The 14,271-nt window shown below is 39.3% G+C and carries 19 protein-coding genes; 6 read left to right on the forward strand and 13 right to left on the reverse strand.

Annotated features, from left to right (window positions below; translation table 11 throughout):
* Positions 1–50 precede the first annotated feature (50 nt).
* Positions 51–506, reverse strand: coding sequence for a pyridoxamine 5'-phosphate oxidase family protein (locus AC3WTL_RS08490; protein ID WP_222497120.1), 456 nt, complete (start codon positions 504–506; stop codon positions 51–53).
* Positions 507–742: 236 nt separating this feature from the next.
* Here AC3WTL_RS08490 and AC3WTL_RS08495 point away from each other — a divergent pair, with 236 nt between their 5' ends.
* Positions 743–943 carry a YlaI family protein gene (locus AC3WTL_RS08495; RefSeq protein ID WP_035328651.1) on the forward strand — a complete coding sequence of 67 codons (201 nt, stop codon included), beginning with the start codon at positions 743–745 and terminating at the stop codon, positions 941–943.
* Between the two features lie 65 nt (positions 944–1,008).
* On the opposite strand, the gene AC3WTL_RS08500 is transcribed toward AC3WTL_RS08495, so the two are convergent.
* From AC3WTL_RS08500 to typA, 3 genes are read right to left on the reverse strand one after another with little or no spacing between them, the layout of a single operon-like run.
* The gene (locus tag AC3WTL_RS08500; RefSeq protein WP_492369282.1) at positions 1,009–1,299 is read right to left on the reverse strand and encodes a hypothetical protein; all 291 of its coding nucleotides are present in this window, start codon (positions 1,297–1,299) and stop codon (positions 1,009–1,011) included.
* Positions 1,300–1,314: 15 nt separating this feature from the next.
* Positions 1,315–1,629 (reverse strand): YlaH-like family protein, encoded by a 315-nt coding sequence (locus AC3WTL_RS08505; RefSeq protein ID WP_035328645.1) that lies wholly within the window; start codon positions 1,627–1,629, stop codon positions 1,315–1,317.
* A gap of 27 nt (positions 1,630–1,656) precedes the next feature.
* Complete coding sequence (typA, locus tag AC3WTL_RS08510) at positions 1,657–3,495, reverse strand: translational GTPase TypA (RefSeq protein ID WP_035328642.1); 1,839 nt, start codon at positions 3,493–3,495, stop codon at positions 1,657–1,659.
* Between the two features lie 218 nt (positions 3,496–3,713).
* Between typA and AC3WTL_RS08515 the strand changes: the two genes are divergently transcribed.
* Positions 3,714–3,899: a YlaF family protein gene (locus AC3WTL_RS08515; RefSeq protein ID WP_048010622.1), complete on the forward strand. Its 186-nt coding sequence runs from the start codon at positions 3,714–3,716 to the stop codon at positions 3,897–3,899.
* Positions 3,900–3,932: 33 nt separating this feature from the next.
* On the opposite strand, the gene AC3WTL_RS08520 is transcribed toward AC3WTL_RS08515, so the two are convergent.
* The 3 genes from AC3WTL_RS08520 to AC3WTL_RS08530 all read right to left on the reverse strand — a co-directional run bounded on the left by AC3WTL_RS08520 (position 3,933) and on the right by AC3WTL_RS08530 (position 5,911).
* The gene (locus AC3WTL_RS08520) at positions 3,933–4,403 is read right to left on the reverse strand and encodes a GNAT family N-acetyltransferase (RefSeq protein WP_492369283.1); all 471 of its coding nucleotides are present in this window, start codon (positions 4,401–4,403) and stop codon (positions 3,933–3,935) included.
* Positions 4,390–5,190, reverse strand: coding sequence for an inositol monophosphatase family protein (locus tag AC3WTL_RS08525; protein ID WP_492369284.1), 801 nt, complete (start codon positions 5,188–5,190; stop codon positions 4,390–4,392). Before AC3WTL_RS08525 ends, AC3WTL_RS08520 begins: the two co-directional genes overlap by 14 nt.
* 526 nt (positions 5,191–5,716) lie before the next feature.
* Positions 5,717–5,911, reverse strand: a complete 195-nt coding sequence (locus AC3WTL_RS08530; RefSeq protein WP_035328635.1) for a YkzI domain-containing protein — start codon at positions 5,909–5,911, stop codon at positions 5,717–5,719.
* Between the two features lie 195 nt (positions 5,912–6,106).
* Here AC3WTL_RS08530 and AC3WTL_RS08535 point away from each other — a divergent pair, with 195 nt between their 5' ends.
* Positions 6,107–6,727 (forward strand): YktB family protein, encoded by a 621-nt coding sequence (locus AC3WTL_RS08535; protein WP_048010625.1) that lies wholly within the window; start codon positions 6,107–6,109, stop codon positions 6,725–6,727.
* A 79-nt stretch (positions 6,728–6,806) separates the two neighbouring features.
* Here the strand turns inward: AC3WTL_RS08535 and AC3WTL_RS08540 are convergent, their stop codons facing one another.
* On the reverse strand, positions 6,807–7,082 hold the full coding sequence (locus AC3WTL_RS08540; RefSeq protein ID WP_048010626.1) for a UPF0223 family protein: 276 nt from the start codon (positions 7,080–7,082) through the stop codon (positions 6,807–6,809).
* Between the two features lie 42 nt (positions 7,083–7,124).
* Positions 7,125–8,084, reverse strand: a complete 960-nt coding sequence (locus AC3WTL_RS08545) for an NAD(P)H-dependent flavin oxidoreductase (RefSeq protein WP_492369285.1) — start codon at positions 8,082–8,084, stop codon at positions 7,125–7,127.
* 242 nt (positions 8,085–8,326) lie between these two features.
* Here AC3WTL_RS08545 and AC3WTL_RS08550 point away from each other — a divergent pair, with 242 nt between their 5' ends.
* Positions 8,327–9,796: an aminotransferase class I/II-fold pyridoxal phosphate-dependent enzyme gene (locus AC3WTL_RS08550; protein WP_222497133.1), complete on the forward strand. Its 1,470-nt coding sequence runs from the start codon at positions 8,327–8,329 to the stop codon at positions 9,794–9,796.
* A gap of 47 nt (positions 9,797–9,843) precedes the next feature.
* Here the strand turns inward: AC3WTL_RS08550 and AC3WTL_RS08555 are convergent, their stop codons facing one another.
* Positions 9,844–9,972 carry a GapA-binding peptide SR1P gene (locus tag AC3WTL_RS08555; RefSeq protein ID WP_048010629.1) on the reverse strand — a complete coding sequence of 43 codons (129 nt, stop codon included), beginning with the start codon at positions 9,970–9,972 and terminating at the stop codon, positions 9,844–9,846.
* A gap of 211 nt (positions 9,973–10,183) precedes the next feature.
* Positions 10,184–10,483 (reverse strand): DUF3055 domain-containing protein, encoded by a 300-nt coding sequence (locus AC3WTL_RS08560; RefSeq protein WP_035328617.1) that lies wholly within the window; start codon positions 10,481–10,483, stop codon positions 10,184–10,186.
* 175 nt (positions 10,484–10,658) lie between these two features.
* Between AC3WTL_RS08560 and AC3WTL_RS08565 the strand changes: the two genes are divergently transcribed.
* Positions 10,659–11,093, forward strand: a complete 435-nt coding sequence (locus AC3WTL_RS08565) for a DUF1885 family protein (protein WP_172581917.1) — start codon at positions 10,659–10,661, stop codon at positions 11,091–11,093.
* A gap of 37 nt (positions 11,094–11,130) precedes the next feature.
* On the opposite strand, the gene AC3WTL_RS08570 is transcribed toward AC3WTL_RS08565, so the two are convergent.
* Positions 11,131–11,979, reverse strand: coding sequence for a polysaccharide deacetylase family protein (locus tag AC3WTL_RS08570; protein ID WP_252221420.1), 849 nt, complete (start codon positions 11,977–11,979; stop codon positions 11,131–11,133).
* Between the two features lie 365 nt (positions 11,980–12,344).
* Here AC3WTL_RS08570 and AC3WTL_RS08575 point away from each other — a divergent pair, with 365 nt between their 5' ends.
* Positions 12,345–13,853 (forward strand): glycine betaine uptake BCCT transporter, encoded by a 1,509-nt coding sequence (locus AC3WTL_RS08575; protein ID WP_222497141.1) that lies wholly within the window; start codon positions 12,345–12,347, stop codon positions 13,851–13,853.
* 67 nt (positions 13,854–13,920) lie between these two features.
* Here the strand turns inward: AC3WTL_RS08575 and AC3WTL_RS08580 are convergent, their stop codons facing one another.
* Entirely contained in the window at positions 13,921–14,166 is a 246-nt protein-coding gene (locus AC3WTL_RS08580; RefSeq protein WP_048010632.1) for a hypothetical protein, read from the reverse strand.
* Positions 14,167–14,271 lie beyond the last annotated feature (105 nt).

A 14,271-nucleotide genomic window follows, 5' to 3' on the forward strand; every position in this document is an offset into this window, starting at 1 on the left:
TTTAGCGTAAAAAGGCTGTATGAACAACAAAAGCTTAGTTCCCTGGGGAACTAAGCTTTTTTCATTGCCTCCATAACCTGTTTGTCCAAACGGGCTGCTGCGTCTTTATCGTATGTTTTGTCATATTGAGGTTCCACAGTGATTTTAGAGCCGTAAAACATGACATCACGGACTTCCTTCACAGTGATGGCCATAAGCGCAAGCTTTAAAGGTACACCTTCCATCTTTTCAGCCTTGACCGATGCTTCACCTGCGATGGAGTATGTAGATTCATTCGCGATAATATTCAGAACAACTTTATTATTGCTATTTATGTTTTGAACAATTCTCGAACGGTTATCAACTGCAAAATATAATGTTTCGTCATCTTTTGCCAGTATCCATGAAATCGCATTGACATTAGGCCCGCCAGTTTCAAAGTCAATAGTGGCAAGTGTGACGAAACGTTCCTTTTGCAGTTCGTCATATAATGGTTTGATTAATTTCGGTTCTACCTGATTTGCCATTCTTTTCCCTCCTTTATTAATTTCATCATAGTATGATAACGCTTTTCTTTCAACTTATAACATCTCTTCTTCAAGTTTGATTTAACCTGCAGCGCTTTCTATACTAATATAAACTAACACATGAAACCCGATACGGGTTGACCGTAAAAAAATTTATTTGCCGCAAAGCATTCGAATCAGACCTTAACTTATACTATAATGGTAATAACAACAGTTAAAACAATATGAGGTGTCCCATGCGAGTAAAATGTGTACTATGTGATAAAATTGAATCCATTGAAAACGAGTCCTTGCAGGCTAAACGTCTCCGCAACCGCCCGATTCACACATATATGTGCAGACCATGCGAAACAAGAATTACAGAAAAAACACAAAAAAGAGCTGATACTGGAAACTTTAAGCTATATCGGAGCAAAGTCCAGGAGGAAGAATGGTGAACTGCACACCATTCCATGAACAGCAAAAAAGCCGCCCCAAACATTTTGTCTGGGGCGGCTTCTTTTTAATCCTCCGGATAATTTACATATTTTTCAGGTTCACTTTGAATCTGTTTAAGCATTACTTCTATCAATTCACGGGGAAAACGGCTCTTATTCCGTTCTTCCCCCTTAGTGTATTGCACATAATACATTACATCATCTTTTTCAAAGTGGATATCGGAAATATTATGCTCTTCCGAAAGGATCTCAATGAACATTCTTTCAGTGTCTGCTGCTGCTGTGTCATCCGGACGATCCTCACAGACAATTTTTATCGTCAGCCAGTTATACAGTGAATCCTGCAAAGACTTCATCCCAGCATCTCCCTGTTATTCCGCCTTTGCCTGTTCCTTCTTTTCCTGGTTAAGGCGGATTTTGTAAATGATTAAGATTAATGCAGCCACAACAAGACCTTCTGCTACAGGAAGGAATACTCCAAGAAAAGTCAGCATCGTACAGCCTAAAATCAAGAAAGTGTATATCATAGCTGATTTTAATATTGGGAGTTTCTTGGCAAACCCTAATTTAAATACCAATATTGACAGCAGAACAATTGTTATATAAAGAAGCCACATTCCAGTTGTGGGATTCTCATCGACTTTGAACAAAGCAGCAAAAAAAGACAGGCGCTGTGATACATCCATATCCTTATCTCCTCCCCCTTCTTAGTCTTAGTTAGTTTCAGCGTATTTCTTCTTCTTGGCCATTCTTTCTCTTTCATTCTTATCAAGAAGTTTCTTTCTCAGTCTGATCGACTCAGGTGTTACTTCAAGCAGCTCATCATCATTCAAGTATTCCAGAGCTTCTTCTAGTGTCATAATACGCGGCTTTTTAATTACATTCGTCTGATCCTTATTAGCAGAACGGATGTTCGTAGCATGCTTCACTTTAGTGATGTTGACTGTAAGATCATTTTCACGAGTATGCTCTCCTACAATCATGCCTTCATAAATTTCAGTACCCGGCTCAACGAAAATTGTTCCTCGGTCCTCAACTTGCATAATTCCGTATGTGGATGACTTGCCGCTTTCCATAGACACTAGGACACCTTTGCTGCGTCCGCCGATTTGACCTTTAATTTCAGGCTGGTAGCTGTCAAATGTGTGATTGATAATACCATAGCCACGGGTTAGCGTCATAAATTCGGTGGAGTAGCCAATCAGTCCGCGGGCAGGGACATTGAATGTCAGTCTTACTTGACCATTGCCGTTATTGACCATATCAAGCATTTCACCTTTACGGGTACCCATAGATTCAATAATTGAGCCAGTATTATCTTCCGGCACATCGATTTGAACACGCTCTACAGGTTCACAGCGAACACCGTCAATTTCTCTAATAATTACTTCAGGCTTAGAAACCTGCAGTTCAAAACCTTCACGGCGCATATTTTCAATCAGGATCGATAAATGCAATTCCCCACGTCCGGATACAACCCAGGCGTCAGGTGAATCTGTATTTTCAACACGAAGACTTACGTCCGTCTCAAGCTGTGCACGAAGTCTTTCTTCAACTTTTCTTGAAGTAATATATTTGCCTTCTCTTCCCGCGAATGGACTGTTGTTAACAAGGAAAGTCATTTGCAGTGTTGGTTCATCAATCCTTAGAACAGGAAGTGCTTCCTGATGCTCGACAGGGCACACAGTTTCCCCGACGTTAATGTCTTCCATTCCAGAAACGGCAATAAGGTCTCCAGGATAAGCTTCCTGGATCTCTTCACGCTTCAGTCCGAAGAAACCAAAGATCTTTGTAACCCGGAATTGCTTAACAGAGCCATCAAGTTTCATTAAAGCAACCTGCTGTCCGACCTTGATTGTCCCCCGGAATACCCGGCCAATTCCAATTCTCCCCACATAATCATTGTAATCAAGAAGTGCCACCTGGAATTGAAGCGGCTCTTCACGATTATCAGCCGGTCCAGGAATATGTTCAATGATTGCTTCATAAAGAGAATGCATGTCATCATCCTGCTTGTCAGGGGTAACACTTGAAGTTCCCGAAATAGCGGATGCATAAATAACCGGGAATTCAAGCTGATCTTCATCTGCACCCAGTTCAATAAACAAATCGATTACCTCGTCAACAACTTCTGTTGGACGGGCAGATGGTTTGTCAATTTTATTTACAACAACGATTGGCGTAAGTTTTTGTTCCAAAGCCTTTTTAAGAACAAAACGCGTCTGCGGCATACATCCTTCATATGCATCGACAACTAATAATACGCCGTCAACCATTTTCATGATCCGTTCAACTTCTCCGCCGAAATCGGCATGTCCTGGTGTATCCAGAATGTTGATTCTTGTATCTTTATATTTAACTGCAGTGTTTTTAGCTAAAATCGTAATACCGCGTTCTCTTTCCAGATCGTTTGAATCCATCGCACGCTCTTCCACGTGCTCATTTGAACGGAAAGTTCCGGACTGTTTTAAAAGCTCGTCAACCAATGTTGTTTTACCATGGTCAACGTGGGCTATAATCGCAATATTTCGAATATCTTCTCTTAATTTCAAAAGATTTCCTCCTATTTATCAAAACTGAATCAAATTCATTTTTCAACATTTTTCACAACTGATACATTATATCACAATTACTATAGAAACCTAAAAACTTTTTGTGTAAAATAATGTAGAGAAGGATATATTTCTGAAAAATTATACTGCCGGGCAGTATATTCTCTACATATTTTTCACCAGTATTTAACTAAATTAATCCTCTTGGGAGTGAAATTATGAAGAATATCAAGTGGCCTTTATTAGCCTTTGCGATTGGAGCAGCTATATGCATGATGGGTATTGGCGTTGCGGTGGCTGAAAGAAGCATATTTGGGATTATCCTGTCCATCATCGCTTTAATATTTGTGATGGGATATGGTTTTAAGACTAAGAAGAAAATGAGAGAAGAAGGTTTGTTATAATGAAAAGCTGCAGTGATTGGCTGCAGCTTTTTTTCATATTAATGGACAGACCATTATTAAAAATTCCCCGCCATCGTCGGAAGTCTCCGACTTAAACTGTTCAAATCCGGCATCAGATAAAAAGTAAATCCATTTGGTCCGATTTTCAGGGACACCCGCAAAGAAAGACTTTTCGCCTTTTTTCTTTAATTCAGCGGCCAACAGTTCGATAACCGCTGTTCCGATTCCCTTTCTTCGCATATCTTTTTTAACAAGGATCGTACCGAGCCACGGCTTCCGGTTAGAAGGGGATAAATTCACATGGAAAGTAACGGCTGTTCGTTCTCCGTTAATACGCCAAATCTTCCACTCTCCATTCAATTCCTGATGCCTGGCCATATAATTGCACAGGTTATTCCCGCATTTTTCTTCTTCTTCCCAATCAGTGCTGTCCTTAATGACTTCTAAAAAAAAGGGCTGGTCTTCCTCTGTGAACTTGCTGCTTGATATGTTACCAATTTCCATTTTTCAAGTATTCTTTCATAATTTGCTGATGCAGCCCTGGCTTAGAGACAAAAACAGAATTGTTTTCAAGGTAGTTCAGCTTCTCACCTTTAACGGTTGTCGCAATTCCTCCCAATTCTTCAATCATAATCACACCAGCAGCGAAATCCCACGGAGCCAGACGCATGGTTATGTATGCATCAACTCTCCCGGATGCTATATATGCCATTTCCATTGCTGCTGAACCATAGGACCGTGTTCCCCTTGCATTTCTTACAAGTGGAGCCAGCAATGATGGATCAATCCTTCTATTTTCGGTAACCCATGTGGCATTCAATCCAATGATGGCTTTTGACACATCCGTTTCCTTTAAGGGAGGAATTTCCAAATCATTCATGAATACACCATGCCCCTTCATGCAATGATATAACTCGTCATGAACTACATCATATATTAATCCGATTTTGCCTTTTCCATTTTCATAGATGCCGACAGAAATGGCAAAGTTTCTCTGCTGATGCACAAAGTTCATTGTTCCGTCAATCGGATCAATAATCCAGACGATTCCATCCAGGTCATTTAGCTTATCACCAAAACCTTCTTCACCAAGTATCCGGTGCTCAGGGTATTTTTCATTTATTTTCTTTATGAAGAATTGTTCTGTTTCCTGATCTATATCTGTCACTAAATCATTCGCATTTGACTTGGTGGTTATGGTCAAAGTTTTGCTGAAAGAATTTTTAATATTCCCGCCCGCCTCTTTAATCAAGGCTTTGGCATATGTATGAATCTCACTCCAATTTGTCATGGGACAGCCCTCCACATAGTGATAGCATTAAAATATTTCTAGCTTAAATGAATTAGCAAGGTTCTTCAAGTTATATACTCTCCAATGGTAGGCGTTATCATTTCCGGGTGAATAATTATTTGCCGAGGACAAGCCGTCATTTGTTCATTTGGCTCTATTTTGAAAGATAGTGTTTTGTTTATGAATCCAGCCCGCTGATTTCCGCTGCAGGCACGCAGCGAACCCGCGGGGAGGAATGCGAGCTTCTTCGGCTTCGTCTGCGGGTCTCACACTTCCCTCTCCTCCCGCAGGACATTGAATAAGCTCCTCGAATAAAAACCGCACGAAGGAAATGCGTCATCATTTTCGAGGAATCAAGTGCCTGCAGCGAAGATCAACTCAGTAATTAAACTTGATTATTAAGCAACAAATTTACGAAAATAACCAAAATAATAAACGAACTCCTCATAGCATCATGGAGTTCGTTTCTAATTTTTCCTTCTTATTTGCATTTTTTCTGCCTTTTCTCCTTTATCGACAATTCATCTTAAAGTGCTTTTAATCTAAGAAGTTCCTGCCTGATTTTTTCCAGCTTTAGTTTAGATTGTTTTTGAAGGTCTTCATTTTTTTCTGACATGGCATCAAACAAAGTAGCCAGCTCATAGTCCATTTCCAGCCTTAAAACCGCTGTTCTTTCCCTATCACCATTTTTCTTTTTCACTGTATTCATTAGTTGTTTCATTAGACAGTACACCCCTTCCAAAAGTGTTTAATTTTCTGACTATTTTTACTTTTATCATATGAAGGACAATTCTCAGTTGCAACTAATTTGTGCGATAACCTAAAACTTTATTTCGCCTATTCTATAGGGCTTTAAATTTTTGGATTGCTCCCGGTTATGCTACAATATTTGACAAAGCATACAGGAGGTCAGCTTATGTCTTTTTCCGGTTTCACAAACGATGATTTTGATGTCTTTAAAATAGATGGATTGGATGAAAGAATGGACAGGTTAAAATCTGTTATAAGGCCTAAATTAGAAGAATTGAGCCACCATTTTGCACCATCCCTCGCGAACCTGTCAGGAGATGAAATGTTCCCTCATGTTGCCAAACATGCGAGAAGAACAAAGAATCCGCCAAATGATACTTGGGTCGCATTTGCAAGCAATCCTAGAGGGTATAAAATGCTTCCACATTTCCAGATTGGATTATGGGAAACGCATGTATTTATCTGGTTTGCCATCATCTATGAAGCACCAGATAAAATGGCTGCAGGCAAGTTATTTGAGAACAGCCTGGACAAGATTTATAAAGAAATACCCAATGATTATGTCTGGTCCGGCGACCACACAAAACCAGATGCTGTTTTGCATGAGCAAATGGACAAGGAAGAATTGAGATCCATGTTTCAGCGTCTGCAAAATGTTAAGAAAGCGGAAATTCTTTGCGGCTATCATATTTCTCGAGAAGATGCCGTACGCATGTCACCTGATCAGTTTATTGAAAAAGCAGAATCTGTATTTAGAAATTTATTACCCCTATACAAATTGGCATAAACATGTTTTCAGAACGTGGATTTGGCAGTAAAAAAAACAAAACCTTCAGCAAGTTGAAGGTTTTGTTTTTTTTCAAAGTCTATTTCTGCATTTTTAATTTGTCCCCGGCTGAACGTTCTTTAGCCAATTTTACTGTTCTGTATGAGGAATAGCCGCTTTGTTCTTCAAAGTCATCGCAGATGTTTTTCTCCTGAGCTTTCCCCGGAACGATTTCCTTGAAGCGTCTATATGCATTCATGAATTGTTCCCGCTCAATTCCTTTTTCGTATGCCATTTCAATGCTTTCAAAATATTTTATAACATCCACTATTTCTTCTGTTGACCAATCCTGGTCAATCGGGTATTGATATTCCATTGCCTTTCACCTCATTTATGATATTCATGATGCATTTTAACATTAATTTGTCCATTTTCCCCTGATGGTTTCACCTTCTGATATAATCCGCTCGAATAGTTCTTCCACAGTGGGGATATCCTTAATTAATCCCATAACTTGTCCAGCCCATGCAAACCCTTCCTGATCTTTCCCTTCATATATATATTTCTTATTAGCATTCCCGCTAATATAATCTTTTAACTGCTCATAGCCGCCATTTTGTTTTTCGATTTCCAGTATCTTATCCGACCATGGATTCGCAATCACCCTTGCAGGTGCACCTAATGTTCTCTTAATGACCACTGTGTCATTTTCTGTTCCTTCGACTAAGCGGTTTTTATATAATTCAGATGCATGGACGCATTCCTTTGTTGCTACAAATCTTGTCCCCATCTCAATACCCTCTGCTCCAAGACTTAATGCTGCCATAAGCCCCCTGCCATCTCCAATTCCTCCTGAGGCAATCACGGGTATAGAAACAGCATCAGCCACCTGAGGGACGAGTATGAAGGTTCCAATATCATCCCTGCCTAAATGCCCTCCGCCTTCCTGCCCTACAACCATTACTGCATCAGCACCAAGCTCCTCCGCCTTTACTGCCTGCCTTTTTGCAGCCACAAGAACAAGCTTCTTAACATTTACACCCTTTAATTGATCAAAAATAGGTGCAGGATTTCCACCTGTCATAGAAATAACGGGAACTTCTTCTTCAATGGCTATATCCAGATAATCAGAGAATGGCCTTCCATGCTGCCCAATAGCAAAATTAACCCCAAATGGCATATCTGTCAATTTCTTAACCTTTTGAATCTCGTTTCTTAATTTTTCCGGACTGCTGAGAGACATTGCGGTAACCTGCCCTAAACCTCCTGCATTCGAAACAGCGGCAGCCAGATCTGAATAGGCAAGATGGGCAAGGCCCCCCAGTATAATTGGATATTTAATTTTAAGTAATTCTGTCACACGTGTATTCCAGTTCATTTATGTACCCTCCATTTCTTCATAATATTTTATTTCGATTTATGTGGTTTAATTTCCTGTTAACTTCTAAAACTAAACGGAAACTGAATTGTGGAGGCGAATGTCCGGAAAAGACACGCCTTAACAGAATGAAAAAACAATAGAACTTTCTATGCAAAGGGATTGAATAATGCTATAATGCAAATGTTTTAAATCAGCTTGAGCTTTCTGAAATATTATTATTAAAGAGGTGTGGGAATAAGTTGTCTCAATACAAAACACCGTTATTCAGCGGTTTGCTTGCGCACGCAAAGAAAGATCCCGTACAGTTTCACATACCCGGCCATAAAAAAGGAGCGGGGATTGATCCGGAATTCAGGGACTATATTGGAGATAATGCACTTGCCATTGATTTGATCAATATTGGCCCGCTTGATGATCTCCATCAGCCAAAAGGCATCATTAAAGAAGCCCAGGACCTTGCAGCTGAGGCCTTTGGAGCGGACAGGACATTCTTTTCCGTTCAAGGAACAAGCGGAGCCATCATGACCATGGTTATGGCTGTCTGCGGTCCCGGGGATAAAATAATTGTTCCGAGAAATGTTCATAAATCAGTCATGTCTGCCATTGTTTTTTCAGGCGCAACTCCTATCTTTATACATCCTGAAATTGATGAAAACCTGGGCATATCTCATGGGATTACAACTGAATCAGTATCGAAAGCCCTTGAACTTCATCCGGACGCAAAAGGGGTTTTAGTCATTAACCCTACTTATTTCGGTGTTTCGGCAGATTTGAAGAGTATCGTCGAAATTGCACATTCTTATAATGTGCCCGTGCTTGTGGATGAAGCCCATGGTGTGCATATTCATTTTCATGATGAGCTGCCCTTATCCGCCATGCAGGCAGGTGCTGATTTAGCCGCAACATCTGTCCACAAACTGGGCGGGTCCATGACGCAAAGTTCAATTTTAAATATGAAAGGAAATCTTGTTTCGGCCAAAAGGGTTCAATCCATTTTAAGCATGCTGACAACAACTTCCACTTCCTATTTATTGCTTGCCTCCCTGGATGTTGCCAGGAAACGTCTGGCTACTGAGGGAAAGGAGCTCATTCAAAAGACAATTGATTTGGCTCAATCCATTCGCCGCCGCATCAATGAGATTGACCGGCTCTATTGTGTCGGAGAAGAAATACTGGAAACCAAAGCCGCGCATGACTACGATCCGACCAAATTGATTATTTCAGTCAAAGAGCTTGGCATGAATGGTTTCGATGTGGAGAATTGGCTTCGGGAACATCATAATATTGAAGTAGAGATGTCTGATTTATATAATATCCTTTGCATTGTTACCCCTGGTGACTCTGAACGCGAAGCCGATATTTTAGTTACTGCTCTTGCCGAACTCGCCAGTGAGCGCAAAGGGAATACTGAAAAGCTTGAAACTCAAGTGCTTCTCCCTGATATTCCCGTTTTATCGCTTACACCTCGTGACGCATTTTATGCTGATACAGAGCTTGTTCCATTCGACGAGTCTGAGGGCAGAATAATTGCTGAATTCATTATGGTTTATCCGCCTGGAATACCTATTTTTATTCCGGGTGAAATCATAACCGGGGAAAACCTCCGTTATATAAAAACGAACATGGAAGCTGGACTGCCCGTTCAGGGACCTGAAGATTATGATTTCAAGTATCTTCGCGTTATTGAAGAGCACAAAGCCATCAGATAATATGCAAAAGAGCCTTCCATTTAGGAAAGGCTCTTTATGGTTAATGGCTATTTGTTTGTCTTCTCTGTTTTTTCTCCGTCACAGCAATTGCATTTTTTTGAATATAATACAGTTACTTTTTCATCCTCAAAGTGATCAATAGTTGAATTGCAAGCCTGGCATACGATTGTACCCATCTTTTCATTCTCCTTTTCAATGAGTTTTATTTGAAAGCGCTTTATCTTTAAATCTATAATAATATAACATTATTAATTTATCAAGCCTAATTGTATAACATAATTATTGCTTTTTATTGGCATTCTCCTTATTACCCATTGAAACTCTTCATTAATAGTATGTCATAATATAAAAAAACAGACCGATTATGGCCTGTTTTTTTATATTATTTTAGTCGTATTGTTCCTCAAAACGGGCACCTGGGATTGCTTCTAAGAAAAATTCGCTTAAATCTGCAGCCTGTTCATATAAATCAAGCTTGAATGCCTTTTGCAAATATTCGATGTCTTCGAGATCTTTAGGGTCGAGGAGAGTTGAGCGGCCTGTCTGCATACAAATAACCAGAGGCTTGGAAAAGAAGAGGTTTGTATATACAATTCCAAAATCATAACGTGTTGACTCCGTTGTAAAGCCAACAAAACGGACATTCACGTTTTCATGCTCATCATAGAGCTTCTCAAAAAAGTCCATAAGATTCCTCCTTATTTATAATAATATTTAGAATATTATTATAATTCATTATAGGCTCTTTGACAAGTAATATAAATTTACCTTACTATTTTAAGTTGTCATAAGATTTTATCTAATGCTAGAATGGAAGAGGATGTTCATTACCATAATTATTGGGATAATGGGGGGAAAGAAGTTGGCAGCTAATTCATTTATCAAGCTGGTTCCTTCATCAGCTAAGGAAAATATTTCAACAGAAGAGCTCAAAGAACTTTTTTTATATTATAGGGATATTACTGGAAAAACAGGCAGCCAGATTAAATGGGAATATAATGATGCCGCTTTTCCTTATGAGATAAAAGAGAAGCCTGAAGCAAAAGGAACCTGGTTTTACCTGCATTCTCAACATGACCGATATAACACCATATTGCTTGGCATTGACCAAGAAAAAGTGAAGGATGAAGACGGTTCTGAACGTGAGCAGTCTTACATACAAGTTACATTGCCGGAAGGTGCTACATTCGGGGATAAAGGCAAAGCAAATGAATTTTGCAAATTCCTCGCTAAAAAACTTCAAGGTGAATTGCATCTTTTCAATGGAAGAGTTATGTATTTTTATAAAAGAAAATAATCACATTCTTAAAAAATGAGAACAGCAGCGGCTGTTCTCATTTTGTTTCCGTGCTGATCAAAACTGGGTCAACTGGCGTAAATCCTTTATTCCTAAGCCCCTTCACAATATCCTCTAAAGCTTCTTTTGTCCATTTCCTATCATGCATCAATAAGTTTGCACCTTTCGATAAATAGGGTGAATTAACCATTATATCTGCTAAAGCTTCTTTTGACTGATATTCCTTCTCCCAGTCATACCCGTATGTCCAATTCATGAGCACCATGTTTTCAGCTTCAGCAATTTTCCTGCTGTAGTCTGTAATAGACCCGAATGGTGCCCGAAAGAATTTTGGCCTCTCTCCAATAATCTCCTCAACTCGATCATTAAGGTCAACAATCTCTTTATACTGCTGCTCTTCAGGCAAGCTATTCAGGTTAAGGTGACTATTTGTATGATTTCCAATAGCAAAGCCAAGTTCATGAATTTCCTTCAAAACTTTAGCTTCTTCCGGGGTATCTATGAAATGCCCGTTAACAAAAAAGATTGCAGGTGCTGAAAGTTTCTTTAAAATCCTGGCCATTTCCAATGCATTTTTATCTGGAGCATCGTCAATGGTCAGTAATACAACTTTTGAATCGGCCTGATTAATTGGTTCTATTGACCAATTATGTTCATTTATCTTGTATTGCGGTTCTGGCAGGGATACCGCTTCTTCTTTGGGCTTTTCATCGGCATCAGCTTGGTTTTTTTCAGATTTAGATGCCGGAACACTAGAATGATCAGCCAATTTATTTTCTTCTTCTTTTTCAAAATCTGATGGCTTATCTTCATCGGCAGAAAAATCCGTGCATGCTGTCAAGATTATAACGAAAATAATACAAATTGAAAATACAGCTTTTCTCATTGTTACCTCCCTAATGCATATTTCTTTAAACTCCCTTTCATAAGTGTTAATATGTAGCATGGCCTTTTTAAAAAGTAGTTCCCCTTAGGAAATCTTACTATTACCTACTGATTTTACCCGAAACAGTCTCGGTTTGAACATTAAAAGTAAAATTTAGAAATTAGATTGGATATCTACATCCTTTCCATTTTACTTTAAAGTCTGTTTTCGGGGAAGCTGCTCTCCCCTGCTGAGCTCCAATTGCTTAAAAAAATCAAGCAAACACTATCAGGAAAGCGGGATATTTAAATGCCTGCATGTTTAGGATTGGAAGTTTTACAGAATTATTTTATTTAGGTTTATATTATTGAGACTGGAGGGATTTGATGAAGAAACTGACACCCGTTTTTACGGTTTCAGTCATATTCACAGCAATATTTATTTTATGGGGATTAGTTCCGAAGACCATACTGCCAAAAGGCAACCTTGATTCTGTTACAGCATCTGTTCAGGGATTCATATTGGAAAAGTTCGGGTGGTTTTACCTTTTATCAGCTTCTATCTTTTTAATTTTTTCAATCCTATTAGCATTCAGCAAGTACGGAAATATTCGTCTGGGAAAGGATGCAGACAGGCCCGAATATAGCTACTTAAGCTGGTTTGCCATGCTTTTCAGTGCAGGGATGGGAATTGGCCTGGTTTTTTGGGGAGTTGCGGAGCCAATGTATCACTACTTTGCGCCACCTTTCCTTGAAGGGCAGACACCAGAAGCAGCAAGAGCTGCCATGAGGTACTCCTTCTTCCACTGGGGGCTTCATCCATGGGCTATATATACAGTCATTGGCCTTGCACTCGCTTATTTCCAGTTTAGGAAAGGTGCACCGGGAGTTATCAGTTCCATTTTGAGGCCAATTTTAGGGAGCAAAGTGGATGGTCCAATTGGAGTATTAATTGATTTTATAGCCGTCTTTGCTACTGTTTTTGGTGTTGCGACATCATTAGGTCTCGGGGCCATTCAAATATCTGGCGGACTTTCTGAAACATTTGACAGTATCGGCAATAATTTTACCACTCAGTTGATTATTATTTTGGTTGTGACAATTTTGTTTATGGTTTCAGCACAAACCGGTTTAAACAAAGGAATAAAATACTTAAGTAATTTAAATATTATTTTAGCTATCTCGTTATTGCTATTTCTGCTGTTTGTTGGCCCTACAAACTTTATTATGGATCTGTTTACAACAACGATTGGCTCTTATCTTCAAAATCTTCCTTCCATGAGCTTCAGGCTTAGTCCTTTTGATCAGGAGCTGACATGGTTTCAGGATTGGACCATTTTTTATTGGGCATGGTGGATTGCCTGGGCGCCATTTGTCGGCACATTCATAGCCAGAATATCACGCGGAAGGACAATAAGAGAATTCGTCATCGGCGTCCTTGCTGTTCCTACCCTCTTTGGAGCGCTTTGGTTCTCAGTTTTTGGAGGAACAGGCATATACCTTGAATTCTTTGAGGCAAAGCCTATTATGGAAACAATCGACCAGCAGGGAATGGAAGTTGCGCTGTTCACTGTGTTTGATAACTTCCCTTTCAGCACTGTTTTAAGCTTATTGGCTATATTCTTGATCAGTACATTCTTTATTACTTCTGCAGATTCAGCTACCTTTGTTCTTGGGATGCAGACGACAAACGGAAGCTTGAACCCTCCGGGCAAAGTGAAATTTGTCTGGGGAATAATCCAATCAGCCTCTGCAGCCATCCTTTTATGGACGGGAGGGCTGGAAGCACTCCAAAGAGCTTCAATTATAGCTGCACTTCCTTTTACAGTCATAATGCTTTTAATCGTGCTATCGCTGGCAAAATCGTTTAAAGAAGAAACCATACCAAAAAAATAGATGATAAAGACTAAAAAAATCGGCACCTGTAAATGGGTGCCGATTTTTTTGCTTGCCACTTTGCCAATTACCAATGTGTAATGTAGGACATTGCAAAATGAAAAGAAGCATATAAGCTTAGGCTCATAACTGTAACCATAAATGTTTTCTTTGCTGACTTAATAACCCAATTTCCAATATTGATTGCCAAATAGAAAAAAACAAAAAACATAATAACTTTATATACGAGCTGATCATATTTTGACAGCCACTCAATGAAAGTATATCCGCTCCAGATTAACATCTGCAGTAAAAGAGCTGTGTAAATCTTCATACACTCCACCACCAAATTTTTTAATCATTACCCGTTTTATTAATAGAAGAAACACTTGTGTTTGTAATATATGTTGAAAAGGATATTCTTATTTTTCATTTCTGT

This window comes from Cytobacillus sp. EB106-05-05-XG126, assembly GCF_058791715.1.

What these genes read in the sequence shown, in the direction of transcription:
- AC3WTL_RS08490 (WP_222497120.1), bottom strand. Translation starts at nt 506, where the DNA reads ATGGCAAATCAGGTAGAACCGAAATTAATCAAACCATTATATGACGAA.
- AC3WTL_RS08495 (WP_035328651.1), top strand. Translation starts at nt 743, where the DNA reads ATGCGAGTAAAATGTGTACTATGTGATAAAATTGAATCCATTGAAAAC.
- AC3WTL_RS08500 (WP_492369282.1), bottom strand. Translation starts at nt 1,299, where the DNA reads ATGAAGTCTTTGCAGGATTCACTGTATAACTGGCTGACGATAAAAATT.
- AC3WTL_RS08505 (WP_035328645.1), bottom strand. Translation starts at nt 1,629, where the DNA reads ATGGATGTATCACAGCGCCTGTCTTTTTTTGCTGCTTTGTTCAAAGTC.
- AC3WTL_RS08515 (WP_048010622.1), top strand. Translation starts at nt 3,714, where the DNA reads ATGAAGAATATCAAGTGGCCTTTATTAGCCTTTGCGATTGGAGCAGCT.
- AC3WTL_RS08520 (WP_492369283.1), bottom strand. Translation starts at nt 4,403, where the DNA reads ATGGAAATTGGTAACATATCAAGCAGCAAGTTCACAGAGGAAGACCAG.
- AC3WTL_RS08525 (WP_492369284.1), bottom strand. Translation starts at nt 5,190, where the DNA reads ATGACAAATTGGAGTGAGATTCATACATATGCCAAAGCCTTGATTAAA.
- AC3WTL_RS08530 (WP_035328635.1), bottom strand. Translation starts at nt 5,911, where the DNA reads ATGAAACAACTAATGAATACAGTGAAAAAGAAAAATGGTGATAGGGAA.
- AC3WTL_RS08535 (WP_048010625.1), top strand. Translation starts at nt 6,107, where the DNA reads ATGTCTTTTTCCGGTTTCACAAACGATGATTTTGATGTCTTTAAAATA.
- AC3WTL_RS08540 (WP_048010626.1), bottom strand. Translation starts at nt 7,082, where the DNA reads ATGGAATATCAATACCCGATTGACCAGGATTGGTCAACAGAAGAAATA.
- AC3WTL_RS08545 (WP_492369285.1), bottom strand. Translation starts at nt 8,084, where the DNA reads ATGAACTGGAATACACGTGTGACAGAATTACTTAAAATTAAATATCCA.
- AC3WTL_RS08555 (WP_048010629.1), bottom strand. Translation starts at nt 9,972, where the DNA reads ATGGGTACAATCGTATGCCAGGCTTGCAATTCAACTATTGATCACTTT.
- AC3WTL_RS08560 (WP_035328617.1), bottom strand. Translation starts at nt 10,483, where the DNA reads ATGGACTTTTTTGAGAAGCTCTATGATGAGCATGAAAACGTGAATGTC.
- AC3WTL_RS08570 (WP_252221420.1), bottom strand. Translation starts at nt 11,979, where the DNA reads ATGAGAAAAGCTGTATTTTCAATTTGTATTATTTTCGTTATAATCTTG.
- AC3WTL_RS08575 (WP_222497141.1), top strand. Translation starts at nt 12,345, where the DNA reads ATGAAGAAACTGACACCCGTTTTTACGGTTTCAGTCATATTCACAGCA.
- AC3WTL_RS08580 (WP_048010632.1), bottom strand. Translation starts at nt 14,166, where the DNA reads ATGAAGATTTACACAGCTCTTTTACTGCAGATGTTAATCTGGAGCGGA.